Below are 13,695 nucleotides of genomic sequence, written 5' to 3'. Positions count from 1 at the left end.
CTACCCGTAGGCTGTGGCGCGTGACGACGTTCGAGCCGCCTCGCCCCTGGACCCACAGCTACGCCGACGGTGTTCCGGAGGACCTCGGTCCCGTCTCCGGCTCGCTGGTCGACATCGTGCACGCGTCTGCGCGGGAGTACCCCGACGCCGTCGCCCTGCAGTTCTTCGGCCGTGAGACGACCTACCGCGAACTCGACGCCCAGATCGCGCGTGCCGCGGCCGGGCTCCGCGCGCGCGGCGTCGGCGCCGGCGATCCGGTGGCGATCGTGCTGCCGAACTGCCCGCAGCACATCGTCGCCTTCTACGCGGTGCTGCGGCTGGGCGCCGTCGTCGTGGAGCACAACCCGCTCTACACGCCGCGAGAGCTGCGGAAGCAGTTCGAGGACCACGGCGCGAAGCACGCGATCGTCTGGAACAAGGTCGTCCGCACGGTGCAGGACTTCCCCGCCGACCTGCGCGTCGACACGCTCGTCTCGGTCGACGTCACCCGCGCCATGCCGTTCACGATGCGCGCCGCGCTGCGGCTTCCCGTGGCGAAGGCGAAGGAGTCGCGCGCGGCGCTCTACGAGCGGGTGCGGGGCACCGTGCCGTGGGAGGACATCCTCACGGCCGAGCCGCTGCCGGCCGGACATCCGATGCCGGCCACCGATGATCTCGCGATCATCCAGTACACGAGCGGGACCACGGGGACGCCCAAGGGCGCCGCGTTGACGCATCGCAACCTGCTCGCCAACGCCGCGCAGTCCCAGGCCTGGGTGCCCTCCATCCACCGCGGCGAAGGATGCGTCGTCTACGCCGTCCTTCCGATGTTCCACGCGTACGGTCTGACCCTCTGCCTCACGTTCGCGATGTCGATGGGCGCCCGCCTCGTGCTCTTCCCCCGATTCGACCCCGACATGGTCCTCGCCGTGACGAAGAAGCACCCCGCGACCTTCCTCCCCCTCGTCCCGCCCATCGCCGATCGGCTGCTGCGCGCGGCCGAGGAGAAGGGCGTGTCGTTGGCGGGGACCCACGTCGCGATCTCGGGCGCGATGCCGCTCCCCCACGATCTCGTCGTGCCGTTCGAGGCCGCGTCGGGCGGCTATCTCGTCGAGGGGTACGGACTGAGCGAGTGCTCGCCCGTGCTCATGGCGAATCCCGTGGCCGACAACCGCGTCCCCGGCACCGTGGGGCTGCCGTTGCCCGGCACGGAGTGCCGCGTCGTCGATCCCGATCAGCCGACGCGCGACGTGCCCGCCGGTGAGCGCGGCGAGCTTCTCGTCCGCGGTCCGCAGGTGTTCTCGGGCTACTACGGCAAGCCCGAGGCGACGGCCGAGGTGTTCGTCGACGACTGGTTCCGCACCGGTGACATCGTCACGATCGACGAGGCCGGTTTCGTGCGGATCGTCGACCGCATCAAGGAGCTCATCATCACGGGCGGCTTCAACGTCGCCCCCACCGAGGTCGAGAGCGTGCTGCGCCAGCACCCGCAGGTCGCCGACGTCGCGGTCGTGGGTCTTCCCGACGAGCACGCCGGCGAGGAGGTCGTGGCGGCGATCGTGGTGGCCCCCGGCAGCGAGATCGACACGGAGGCCATCCGCGCGTACGCGCGCGGCATCCTCACCCCGTACAAGGTCCCGCGCCGGATCTTCGTCGTCGACGAGCTCCCGAAGTCGCTGATCGGCAAGGTCCTGCGGCGACAGGTGCGCGAGCGACTGCTCGCCGACCAGACGCACTGAGCCGGGCGACAGGCAGCGGGACGCCGGAGCGGCGCCCTCGTCCTAGTCGGCGTCGTCCTCCGCCGCCGGCGCCACCCCGTCGAGAGCCGCCGGCCCCTGTTCGACGAGGATGCGGAACTGCGCCGCATCGATGATCCGCAGACCCAGCTGCTCGGCCTTGCCGAGCTTGGATCCGGCGCCGGGCCCCGCGGCGACGAAGTCCGTCTTCTTCGACACGCTCGACGCCGCCTTGCCGCCCGCCGCCATGATGGCCTCCTGCGCGCCCTCGCGGCTGTAGCCCTCGAGCGCACCCGTCGCGACCACGGTGATGCCCTCCAACACGCCCCCCGCCGACGCGGCCGCACCGGGACCCGGGTGCCCGGGCGTCGCGAGCTGCGCACCGGCGCGCTCCCACCGCTCGACGATGTCGCGGTGCCAGTCGATCTCGAACCAGGCCAGTACGGCGTCGGCGATGATTCCGCCGACGCCGTCGACCGCGGCCAACTCGTCGCGCTCCGCCGCGCGGATCGCGGCCACCGACCCGAACCACTGCGCCAGCGCCCGTGCGGCCACCGGGCCGACGTGGCGGATGTTGAGCGCCACGAGGAAGCGCCAGAGCTCCTTCGTCTTCGCCTTCTCGAGCTCGTCCAGCAGCTTCACCGCCGCCGCCGCGAGCATGTGGTCCTCGTCGCCGTCGAACGGGCCCTCGGGATCGAAGACGGGATCGGGCCGCGACTTGCTGGCGGGCTTGCCCGGCAGCGGCGCCTTCCGCTGCCGCCGGAAGGGGGCCCGTCGGTCGGGCGTGCCGTCGTCGAGGAGCCGGGGCGCACCCGTCTCGGCATCGCGCACGGTGACCTCGATCGGGAACAGGTCCTCCGCGCGCAGGTCGAAGAGACCGGCCTCGGTCACCAGAGGCGCGACGGTCGGGACGTCGGGCTGTGTGAGAGCCGCGGCCGTGACCTCGCCGAGGACCTCGATGTCGAGGGCGCCACGGGATCCGATGTGCTCGACCCGACCGCGCACCTGGGCGGGGCACGACCGCGTGTTCGGGCAGCGCAGATCGATGTCGCCCTCTTTCGCGGGCGCGAGCGGCGTGCCGCACGCCGGGCAGTCGGCGGGCATGACGAACGCGCGCTCGGTGCCGTCGCGGAGCTCGGCGACCGGGCCCAGCACCTCGGGGATGACGTCCCCCGCCTTCCGGAGCACCACCATGTCGCCGATCAGCACGCCCTTGGCCTTCACGACGTCCTGGTTGTGCAGCGTGGCCTGGCGCACCACCGACCCCGCGACACGCGCCGGTTCCATGATCGCGAACGGCGTCGCGCGGCCGGTGCGACCGACCGACACGACGATGTCGAGCAGCCGGGTGTTCACCTGTTCCGGCGGGTACTTGTAGGCGATCGCCCACCGCGGCGCGCGGCTGGTGGCACCGAGTTCGGCGTGGAGGGCGAGGTCGTCGACCTTGACCACGACGCCGTCGATCTCGTGCTCCACGTCGTGACGGTGGTCGCCGTAGTGGCTGACGAACCCCCGCACGCCCTCGATGTCGTCGAACGTGCGGAAGTACGGGCTCGTCGGCAGGCCCCAGGTGGACAGGAGCTCGTACACCTCGCTCTGCGACGCGACGGGGGGCTCGCTCCACGCTCCCACGCCGTGCACGAGCAGACGGAGCGCGTCGAGCCGCGCCTGGCCGGCCTCGCGTTCCAGCCCCTGCTTCTTGTCGAGCTGCTGGCGGAGACCGCCGCTGGCGGCGTTGCGCGGATTCGCGAAAGCCGGGAACCGCCGCTCGGCGGTGGTGCGGGCGCGCACCTCGTCGAACGTCGCGCGCGCGCGGGCATCGTCCACGACGCGCTCGCGCATCCGAGCCTGCAGCTCGTTGAGCTCGCCGAACGCGGCGACCGGGATGAAGACCTCGCCCCGCACCTCGACGAGCGGCGGGTGCCCCGTGCCCGCGAGCCGCTCCGGGATGCCCCGCACGCGGACCGCGTTGACGGTGACGTCCTCCCCCACGCGTCCGTCACCGCGCGTGGACGCCGACACCAGCACGCCGTTCTCGTAGCGCAGGTTGATGGCCAGACCGTCGATCTTCAGCTCGCTCAGCCACCGGACCCGGCGCCCCGCCGCCGCCTCGGCCTTGGCGCACCACTCGGTGAGCTCATCGAGGCTGAAGACGTTGTCGAGGCTCAGCATGCGCTCCGCGTGCTCGACCGGTGCGAACATCGTGGACGTCGCCGCCCCGACGCTGAGGGTCGGCGAGTCCTGGCTCTGGACCTCGGGGTGCAGACGCTCCAGCTCCTCGAGGCGGCGCACCCACCCGTCGTACCGCGCGTCGTCGACGAGCTCGGCATCCTGCCCGTAGTAGCTCTCGCGGGCGGCGAGGATCCGCTCCGTCAGCTGCGCCGCCTCGGCGCGCGCCTCGTCCAGGGTCAGGTCGTCCGTCGCACCGGTCTGTTCGTCCACGGGTCCAGTCTAGGAAGGACCCGTGACATCACAGCGGGCTTCCGTCGGGGCGGGTGAGTGTGCCGATGATGTCGCTCGCGAACCCCTCGTAGTCCGGCGACCACATCGTCGTCACCACCACGGCTCCCACCGTCTCGCCGCGCCCGAGCACCCCCGAATCCGGGTACGGGACGACATACGACACGTACTCGAGCCCGGTCCCCTCGCCGAACGGTGCCACGACCCGCGCGGCCTCCCGACCGCCGATCGTGACGAGCTCGGCCGTCGGGGGTGCGCCGCCGGGCGCGGTGCCGTCGGCGAGTTCGGCGCCGAGCTCGGCGAGCGTCCCCGAACTCGTCACCGCGGTGACCCGGACCTCGGTGAGGATGTCGGCACCGAAGGTCACGGTGGACGCGCATCCCGCCGATCCCGGCACGAGGGTCCAGGACGGGTCGGGGACACGGTAGACGAAGCACGGCGTCGTGACGATCCCGCCGGCGAGCTGGACCGGCGCTGCCTCATCGACCTCGATGCCCGCCGCCGGATGCGGGGCCGGTGCCGCGGAGTCGCCGACGGTGCGCGCGCCCGGGTCCGTCCCGGACGCGCAGGCCGCCGCGGCGAGGGCGGCCGCCAGGATGACGGCGGCGCTCGTCGCCCGCCGTGCCACGGATGGGTCTGTCATGATCGCTCCTCTCGGTGGGGGTGCGATCACGCTAGGGACGGCCCGCGCCCCGTCGTCCGCTCTGCCGCAGGACCGGGGAGGACGCGCCGAGGCTGCGCGCCTGGGGAGGAACCGTTCGGGCCCGGGGTCGGACCTCAGCCGACGGGGACGGCCGAGACGGTGCGGTCGACGGTGAACTGACCGATGACGCGCGTGCCGTCGTAGAGAACGGCGGTCTGCCCGGGTGCCACGCCGTCGAACGGCACGTCCGGCCGGACGACGAGCTCGCCGTCCGCCAGCTCGGCGTGAGCCGGAACCGGCTCGGCGTGCGCGCGGATCTGCGCTGTGCAGGCGAACGACGTCGACGCGGGCGACCGCCCGGCCCACGTCATCCGGGAGCCGGCGATCTCCGCCGTGGCGAGCGCCTCCTTGGGGCCGACGACGACCGTGTTCGACACCGGACGCACCTCGAGGACGAACCGCGGCTTGCCGTCGGATGCCGGGACGCCCAGCTGCAGGCCACGGCGCTGCCCCACGGTGAACGCGTGCGCGCCCTCGTGCCGGCCGACCACCGCACCGGAGCGATCGAGGATCTCGCCCGTCTCCGCTCCCACGCGCTCGGCCAGCCACCCTCGGGTGTCGCCGTCGGGGATGAAGCAGATGTCGTGGCTGTCGGGCTTCTGCGCCACGGTGAGGCCGCGCTCCGCCGCCTCTGCGCGAACGATCGCCTTGGAGGGCGTGTCGCCCAACGGGAAGTAGGTGTGCGCCAGCTGCGTGTTCGTCAGGACGCCGAGCACATAGGACTGGTCCTTGGCCTCGTCGGAGGCCCGGTGGAGTTCGCGCCCCTCGGCCGTGTCGACAAGGGTCGCGTAGTGCCCGGTGCAGACGGCGTCGAAGCCGAGCTCGAGGGCGCGCTCCAGGAGCGCCGCGAACTTGATCTTCTCGTTGCAGCGCATGCACGGGTTCGGGGTGCGCCCGGCCCGGTACTCCGAGACGAAGTCGTCGATGACGTCGTCGCGGAACCGCTCGGAGAAATCCCACACGTAGAACGGGATGCCGAGGCGGTCGGCCGCGCGGCGCGCATCCATCGCGTCCTCGATCGTGCAGCAGCCGCGGCTGCCGGTGCGCAGCGTCCCGCCGGCGCGCGACAGCGCCAGGTGGACGCCCACGACGTCATGACCGGCATCGACGGCGCGCGCCGCCGCCACAGCCGAATCGACACCACCGCTCATCGCCGCCAGAACACGCATGTGCTCCAGTCTACGAGCGAGCGGCCCCCGCGGCTCCGGCGGCCCGCGCCCGCCCGACCGCATCCGGCAGATGCGCCAGCACGGCGTCGACGTCGGCGGCGGAGCTGGTCCGACCGAGCGTGAGGCGCAGCACCGATCGCGCCGCGTCGTCGTCGCGGCCGAGGGCCCGGACGACGTGCGAGGGCTCGGGGATGCCCGCCTGACACGCCGAGCCGGTCGACACCGCGATCCCGTCCTGGTCGAGCAGGAACAGCAGCGTCTCGCCGCGGGCACCCGGGATCAGCAGGTGCACATTCCCCGGGACGCGCTCGTCCGGGTCGCCGAGCGGCTCGATGTCCGGGACGCGATCGAGGATGCCGCGCAGCAGTCTCTCGCGCAGCCCGCCCAGGCGGATCGCCTCCTCCGCGCGCTCGGCGACGGCGAGCTCGGCCGCCACGGCGAAGGCCGCGGCGGCGGCAACATCCTGCGTCCCCGCACGGAGACCGCGTTGCTGTTCGCCGCCGTGCACCTGGGCGTCGAGGCGCGCCGATCGTGCGACGACGAGCGCCCCGATCCCCACCGGGCCGCCCACCTTGTGCGCCGACACGCTCAGGGCCGCCAGGCCCGCGGCCGCCGGTGCCGAGCCGCGCCAGGCACGGAAGGACACCGGGAGATGCCCGAACGCGGCGACGGCGTCGAGATGCAGCGGCACGCCCGCGTCGGCGGCCAGGGCGGCCAGGCGCGCCGCATCGGACACCGTCCCCACCTCGTTGTTGGCGACCAGAGCCGTCGCGAGGGCGGCGTCCGGGAGCGCCTCGGCGAATCGATCGACGTCGACGGCACCCGTGGCTGTGAGCGGGACCGCGGCGACGGTCGCACCGCGCTCCGCGAGCCACGCGACCGAGTCGAGCGTCGCGTGATGCTCGCCGTCCGGAAGCACGATCGTGGCGCGGCCGGCGGCGCGTCCGGTCCACAGCCCCTTGATCGCCAGGTTCACCGCCTCGGTGCCGCCCGAGGTGAAGACGACCTCCACCGGATCCGCGTCCAGAGTGGCAGCGACGCGCTCGCGCGCGTCCTCGAGGATCCGTCGAGCCGACTGCCCGCCCCCGTGGATGGAGGAGGCATTGCCCACGACGAGCGATGCCTCGAGCCACGCATCGCGGGCCTCCGGGCGCAGCGGTGAGGACGCCGCGTGATCGAGGTAGATCTGCACCTCTCCACTTTCCCACGCCCATCCGGCACGGGCGCCGTCATCAGAGCGACATACGGCCTCGTTAGGGTAGTGCGCATGGTCAGCCCGAATCCGACCGCCGTTTCGTCCAGCCCGCTCGAGCACGTCCTCGATCCCGCGCTCGACGATCTCGGCGTGCACCTGCACGACGGCGGCGGCACGCTGCGGGTCTTCTCCCAGGCCGCCGATGCGCTCGAGGTCGTGTTCTTCGACGAGAGCGATCTGGACTGGGCCACCGCGACGGTTCCCCTGCAGCGCCGCGAGCGCGGGGTCTGGGAGGCCACCTCCGAGTTCTTCCGCCCCGGCGCGCGCTACGCGATCCGGGCGGCGGGCCCGCACGGGCACGGCAACGTGTTCAACCCGCAGACGCTGCTTCTCGATCCGTACTCCCGAGGGATCGTCAACGGCGGTTTCGGGGACTGGCGCTCCGTGGTGGTCGACCGCGGCTTCGACTGGGGCGACGTCGGCAAGCCTCGCATCCCGCTCGATCGGACCGTCATCTACGAGGGCCACGTGAAGGGCATGTCGAAGCGGCATCCCGGCGTGCCCGCGGCCCTGCACGGCACGTACGCCGGACTCGCGCACCCCGCGATGATCGAGCACTTCCTCTCGCTCGGCGTGACGACGATCGAGCTCCTGCCGATCCACGCCTTCGCCTCGGAGCCGCGACTGCTGCAGCTCGGGCTCGACAACTACTGGGGGTACAACACCCTCAACTTCTTCTCGCCCCACGCCGCGTACGCCACCGAGGAGGCCCGGCGGCAGGGCCCCGACGCCGTTCTCCGCGAGGTGAAGGGCATGGTCAAGCTGCTGCACCAGGCGGGCCTCGAGGTCGTCCTCGACGTGGTCTACAACCACACCGCGGAGGAGGGCATCGGCGGCCCGCGGACGAGCCTGCGGGGGCTGGACAACCGGACGTACTACCGACAGCAGGAGGACGGCACCTACGTCGACGTCACCGGCTGCGGCAACGCCGTGGACACGTCCACCGACGCCGGCTCGCGCCTCGTGCTCGACTCGCTGCGCTACTGGGCGCGCGACGTGCAGATCGACGGGTTCCGCTTCGATCTGGCGGCGACGCTCGGCCGGGATGCCGGTCACGCATTCACCCCCGATCATCCGCTCCTGCGCGCGATCGCGGAGGATCCCGAGCTCGCCGACACGAAGAAGATCGCCGAGCCGTGGGATGTCGGCATGGGCGGCTGGCAGACCGGCAACTTCGGATCGGGCTGGCACGAGTGGAACGACCGGTACCGCGACCGCGTGCGCAACTTCTGGTTGTCGGATGTCGACTACGCGCGGCGGGCGTCGGCGGCCCCCGTGGGCATCGGCGGCTTCGCCACGCGGCTCGCGGGGTCCTCGAACACCTTCAGCTCCGAACGCGGCCCGCTGGCGAGTGTCAACTTCGTCACGGCGCACGACGGTTTCACGCTGCGCGACCTCGTCTCCTACGACGTCAAGCACAATCTGGGCAACGGCGAGCACAACCGCGACGGCACCGACACCAACCGCTCGTTCAACCACGGCGCGGAGGGCACGACCGACGACGAGCGGATCCTGGCGACGCGCCGGAAGGCGATGCGCAATCTCCTGGGCACGCTCCTGCTGTCGGCGGGCATCCCGATGATCACCGCGGGCGACGAGTTCGGCCGCACGCAGCGGGGCAACAACAACGCGTACTGCCACGACTCGGCGCTGACCTGGCTGTCGTGGGAGCACCAGCCCTGGCAGCAGGACCTGTTCTCGCACGTGCAGCGCCTGCTGCAGCTGCGACGCGAGAACCCGGCCCTGCGCCCGGTGCACTTCGCCCGGCTCGAGGAGGAGATCCCCTCCGCCTCGGTCATGGAGTGGTACGACGAGAACGGCCTGACCATGTCGGGCGAGCGGTGGAACGATCCCGCGCATCGCACGCTGCAGTACGTGGCCACATCCACCCCCGAGTTCGAGGCGGCCAACCGGATCCTGCTCATCGTGCACGGCGATGAGACGCCGATCGACGTCCGGCTGCCCGAGGTCGAGGGCGTCACCCGGTACGTCTCGCTGTGGTCGAGCGCGGAGGACGCGCCTTCCCCCGAGGAGCCCGTCCTCGCCGTCGGCGACGTCGTGCCCACACCGCCGACGTCGATGCACCTCTTCCGCGCCGAATAGCACGTGCGCGGCGCGCCCGCCGCTCCTGTCGTCGACCGCACGCGCGCGATAGGTTCGGAACGTGGCCTCACCCAAACGCTCGACATCCCCGGCGTGGCGCAGCGCCGCCGCCATCCCCACCCGTACCGCCGGACCGGCGAGCGGCTCGACCGACACCCTCACCGGGCGCGTGCCGATGGCGGATCCGCATCCCGCGACGCCGGATCCCCGCTTCCGCCCCAGTGCCTTCGCGGGCGAGGCCGTGCCGTTCCGCGTCACCGCGTTCCGGGAGGGGCACGACCGCATCGGCGTGCAGCTGCGGCTGACGGCCCCGGACGGATCCGAGTCGCTGCACCGCCTGCGCGCCCTCGCGAACGGGCTCGATCACTGGAGCGTCCTGGTCAGCGTGCTCGCCACAGGCGTGTGGTCGTACCGGTTCGAAGCGTACGGAGACGACTACGCCACCTGGCGCCACGCGGCGGATCTGAAGATCGCCGCCGGTGTCGACGTCGCCCTCATGAGGGAGATGGGGGCCGCGCTGTTCGAGCGCGCCCGGGCCGAGAAGGATCGCCCGGTGGCCGAGCGACGCGTTCTGGGCGAACGGGCGCGCGAGCTGCGCGATGCCGATCTCTCCGACGAGTCCGCGCTCGCGATCGTGCGCGACGACGTCCTGGCCGGGTTCTTCACCGAACGTCCGCTGGCCTCGCTCTGGTCGTACGGCGACACCCGCGAGCTCCTGGTCGAGCGCGAGCGCGCGGGCGTCGGCGCCTGGTACGAGTTCTTCCCCCGCTCCGAGGGAGCCGAACGCCTGGCGGACGGCACCATCCGCAGCGGCACCTTCCGCACCGCCGCCGGCCGGCTGCCCGCCGTCGCGGCCATGGGGTTCGACGTGCTGTACCTGCCGCCGATCCACCCCATCGGGCGCACCCACCGCAAGGGGCCCAACAACACCCTGACCGCGCTCGAGAACGACCCCGGCTCGCCGTGGGCCATCGGCGGACCGGACGGCGGCCACGATGCCGTGCACCCCGACCTCGGCACGCTGGATGACTTCCGCGCCTTCGTCGCCGCCGCCGACGCCGAGGGCATCGAGATCGCCCTGGACCTCGCCCTCCAGGCATCGCCGGACCACCCGTGGGTGACGGAGCACCCGGAGTGGTTCACGACTCTCCCGGACGGCACGATCGCCTACGCCGAGAACCCGCCCAAGAAGTACCAGGACATCTACCCGGTCAACTTCGACAACGACCCCGAGGGCATCCGCGCCGAGGTGCTGCGCGTCGTCCGGCACTGGATCGCCCAGGGCGTGCGCATCTTCCGCGTCGACAACCCGCACACGAAGCCGCTGCAGTTCTGGGAGTGGCTGATCGCGACCGTGTCGGCGGAGCATCCCGACACGGTGTTCCTGGCCGAGGCGTTCACCCGCCCGGCGCCGCTGCAGGGCCTCGCGCAGGCCGGTTTCCAGCAGAGCTACACCTACTTCACGTGGCGGAACACGAAGGCGGAGCTGGAGGAGTTCCTCGGCGACCTCGCGCACGAGACGGCCGACTTCCTCCGCCCGAACCTCTTCGTGAACACGCCTGACATCCTCACCGAGTACCTGCAGTTCGGTGGTCGCCCCGCGTACAAGATCCGGGCGGCGATCGCGGCGACGGCGGCCCCCAGCTACGGCGTCTACGCCGGATACGAGCTCGTCGAGAACGTCGCGCGCCCCGGCAGCGAGGAGAACATCGACAACGAGAAGTACGAGTACAAGCTGCGCGACTGGGACGGCGCCGTGCAGACCGGCCAGTCCCTCGCGCCGTATCTCACCCGTCTGAACGAGATCCGCCGCGCGCACCCGGCCCTCCGCCAGCTCCGCAACCTGGCCGTGCAGTGGAGCGACGACGAGGCGATCCTCGTCTACGTCAAGCACCTCGACGCGGCGCTCTCCCCCGACGGCGTCGCCGACACGGTCATCGTGGTCGTCAACGTCGACCCCCACTCGGCGCGCGAGACGACCGTGCACCTCGACCCCACGGTCTGGGGCGGCACACCCGGCGACTCCTTCCTGGTCGAAGACCTCATCACCGGCGCGCACTGGACATGGACGGACCACGCGTTCGTCCGGCTCGACGCCTTCCAGGAGCCCGTCCACATCCTGCACGTGAAGGGCCTCGCATGAGCTCCATCGACCCCACGGTCCTCGACACCGTCGCGACCGGATCCTTCTACGCTCCGCACGACGTCCTCGGACTCCACGCGGACGGCGCGTCGGATGACCGTTGGATCGTGCGCACCCGGCGCCCGCTCGCCGAGAGCGTCACCGCGGTGTTCGCCGGCGGAGAGCGCATCCCGCTCGCACACGTGCGCGCGGGCATCTGGGAAGGCCGCTACGAGGGTCCGTTCACGGCCTACCAGGTGGTCGCGACCTACGAGGACGGTCCCACGCACGTCGCGGACGACCCCTACCGCTACGCCCCCACCATCGGCGAGCTCGATCTCCACCTGATCCGCGAGGGTCGTCACGAACAGCTGTGGGACGCCCTCGGATCCCATGTCCGCCACCACGGCGGCAGCGAGGGGACGTCGTTCGCGGTCTGGGCCCCGAACGCGCGGGCCGTGCGCCTCATCGGCGATCTGAACGGATGGGACGGGCAGGGCCACGCGCTCCGCTCGCTCGGATCCAGCGGCGTCTGGGAGATCTTCGTTCCGGGGGTCGGCGCCGGGGCCACCTACAAGTACGAGATCCTGACCCAGGACGGGCGGTGGATCGCGAAGGCGGACCCCATGGCCCGGCTCGCCGAGGTGCCGCCGGCGACGGCCTCGGTCGTCACCGCGTCGGCCTACACCTGGCAGGACGACGCCTGGCTCGCCGCGCGCGCCGAGAGCCACCCGGTCGCCGAGCCGATGTCGGTGTACGAGCTGCACCTGGGCTCGTGGCGCCCCGGGCTCAGCTACCGCGAGGCCGCCGACCCGCTCGTGGAGTACGTGAGCGCCCAGGGGTTCACCCACGTCGAGTTCCTCCCCCTCGCCGAGCATCCGTTCGGGGGCTCCTGGGGCTACCAGGTGAGCGGCTACTACGCACCGACGAGCCGGTTCGGCAGCCCCGACGACCTGCGCTATCTCATCGACCGCCTCCACGCCGCAGGCATCGGCGTCATCATGGACTGGGTCCCCGGCCACTTCCCCCGCGACGCCTTCGCGCTGGCGCAGTTCGACGGCCAGGCGCTGTACGAGCACCCCGATCCCCGCCGCGGCGAGCACAAGGACTGGGGAACCCTCATCTTCGACTACGGACGCAACGAGGTGCGCAACTTCCTCGTCGCGAACGCGCTGTACTGGTTCGAGGAGTTCCACGTCGACGGGCTGCGCGTGGATGCCGTGGCGTCCATGCTGTACCTCGACTACTCCCGCGAGGCGGGCGAGTGGGAGCCGAACGTGTTCGGCGGCCGCGAGAACCTCGAGGCGAAGCGTTTCCTGCAGGAGACGAACGCGACGGCGTACAAGCGGTACCCCGGCATCGTCATGATCGCCGAGGAGTCGACGAGCTTCCCCGGCGTCACGCAGCCGACGAGCGCGGGCGGACTCGGGTTCGGGTTCAAGTGGAACATGGGGTGGATGAACGACTCGCTCGTCTACATCTCCCGCGATCCCATGTACCGCGCCCACCACGAGGGCGAGCTCTCGTTCTCGTTCGTCTACGCCTTCAGCGAGAACTTCATCCTGCCCATCAGCCACGACGAGGTCGTCCACGGCAAGGGCAGTCTCTTCACACGGATGCCGGGCGACCACTGGCAGAAGCTCGCGGGGATGCGGCTCTTCCTGTCGTACATGTGGGCGCACCCCGGGAAGCAGCTGCTGTTCATGGGCCAGGAGTTCGGGCAGATGTCCGAATGGTCGGAGTCGCGCGCGCTCGACTGGTGGCTGCTGGACCAGCCGTCCCACCGCGAGCTGCACGACTTCGTCGCCGCCCTCAACGCCGCCTACCGCGCCGAGCCGGCGCTCTGGTCGCGCGATTCCGACGGCGACGCCTTCGCCCGGATCGGCGCGCCGACGTGGGACCCGAACGTGTCGGCCATCATCCGTCGTTCCTCGGACGGCGATGTCGTCGCCGCCGTCAGCAACTTCTCGGGCGTCCCGGTCCACGATCTCGAGCTGGATCTGCCCCACGCCGGGGTGTGGGAGGAGATCCTCAACTCGGATGCCGGAGAGTACGGCGGTTCGGGCGTCGGGAACTTCGGTGCCGTCACCACGGATGCGGCCGGTCGCGCTCGACTGAGCGTCCCGCCGCTCGGAGCGATCTGGCTGCGGCTGCGCCGCTGAGGCGGG

8 protein-coding genes are annotated in these 13,695 nt (G+C 71.7%); 4 read left to right on the top strand and 4 right to left on the bottom strand.

The annotated features are described in order from the left end of the window. Positions 1–20 precede the first annotated feature (20 nt). Positions 21–1,718 carry a long-chain-fatty-acid--CoA ligase gene (locus AB0N73_RS01410; protein ID WP_363559587.1) on the top strand — a complete coding sequence of 566 codons (1,698 nt, stop codon included), beginning with the start codon at positions 21–23 and terminating at the stop codon, positions 1,716–1,718. Between the two features lie 42 nt (positions 1,719–1,760). On the opposite strand, the gene ligA is transcribed toward AB0N73_RS01410, so the two are convergent. From ligA to AB0N73_RS01390, 4 genes are all read right to left on the bottom strand, one after another. Then, positions 1,761–4,157 carry an NAD-dependent DNA ligase LigA gene (ligA, locus tag AB0N73_RS01405; RefSeq protein WP_363559585.1) on the bottom strand — a complete coding sequence of 799 codons (2,397 nt, stop codon included), beginning with the start codon at positions 4,155–4,157 and terminating at the stop codon, positions 1,761–1,763. 28 nt (positions 4,158–4,185) lie between these two features. Then, positions 4,186–4,818 carry a hypothetical protein gene (locus AB0N73_RS01400; RefSeq protein WP_363559583.1) on the bottom strand — a complete coding sequence of 211 codons (633 nt, stop codon included), beginning with the start codon at positions 4,816–4,818 and terminating at the stop codon, positions 4,186–4,188. Positions 4,819–4,952: 134 nt separating this feature from the next. Beyond that, positions 4,953–6,047, bottom strand: coding sequence for a tRNA 2-thiouridine(34) synthase MnmA (gene mnmA, locus AB0N73_RS01395; protein ID WP_363559581.1), 1,095 nt, complete (start codon positions 6,045–6,047; stop codon positions 4,953–4,955). 10 nt (positions 6,048–6,057) lie between these two features. Then, on the bottom strand, positions 6,058–7,239 hold the full coding sequence (locus AB0N73_RS01390; RefSeq protein WP_363559579.1) for a cysteine desulfurase family protein: 1,182 nt from the start codon (positions 7,237–7,239) through the stop codon (positions 6,058–6,060). Positions 7,240–7,314: 75 nt separating this feature from the next. Between AB0N73_RS01390 and glgX the strand changes: the two genes are divergently transcribed. The 3 genes from glgX (at position 7,315) to glgB (ending at position 13,689) form a co-directional block, all read left to right on the top strand. Then, a complete protein-coding gene (gene glgX / locus AB0N73_RS01385) occupies positions 7,315–9,405 on the top strand; it encodes a glycogen debranching protein GlgX (protein ID WP_363559577.1) in 2,091 nt (696 codons plus the stop codon). A gap of 175 nt (positions 9,406–9,580) precedes the next feature. Next, positions 9,581–11,548 (top strand): maltotransferase domain-containing protein, encoded by a 1,968-nt coding sequence (locus AB0N73_RS01380; protein WP_363559929.1) that lies wholly within the window; start codon positions 9,581–9,583, stop codon positions 11,546–11,548. After that, positions 11,545–13,689, top strand: coding sequence for a 1,4-alpha-glucan branching protein GlgB (glgB, locus tag AB0N73_RS01375; RefSeq protein ID WP_363559575.1), 2,145 nt, complete (start codon positions 11,545–11,547; stop codon positions 13,687–13,689). The genes AB0N73_RS01380 and glgB overlap by 4 nt, the downstream gene beginning before the upstream one ends. Positions 13,690–13,695 lie beyond the last annotated feature (6 nt).

This window comes from Microbacterium sp. NPDC089189 (assembly GCF_040685095.1).
In the GTDB taxonomy this organism is placed as follows: domain Bacteria; phylum Actinomycetota; class Actinomycetes; order Actinomycetales; family Microbacteriaceae; genus Microbacterium.
This window is presented reverse-complemented; position numbering and strand designations above follow the sequence as displayed.

Coding starts and splice junctions, on each gene's coding strand:
- AB0N73_RS01400 (WP_363559583.1), bottom strand. CDS start 4,818: ATGACAGACCCATCCGTGGCACGGCGGGCGACGAGCGCCGCCGTCATC.
- mnmA (WP_363559581.1), bottom strand. CDS start 6,047: ATGCGTGTTCTGGCGGCGATGAGCGGTGGTGTCGATTCGGCTGTGGCG.
- glgX (WP_363559577.1), top strand. CDS start 7,315: ATGGTCAGCCCGAATCCGACCGCCGTTTCGTCCAGCCCGCTCGAGCAC.
- AB0N73_RS01380 (WP_363559929.1), top strand. CDS start 9,581: ATGGCGGATCCGCATCCCGCGACGCCGGATCCCCGCTTCCGCCCCAGT.
- glgB (WP_363559575.1), top strand. CDS start 11,545: ATGAGCTCCATCGACCCCACGGTCCTCGACACCGTCGCGACCGGATCC.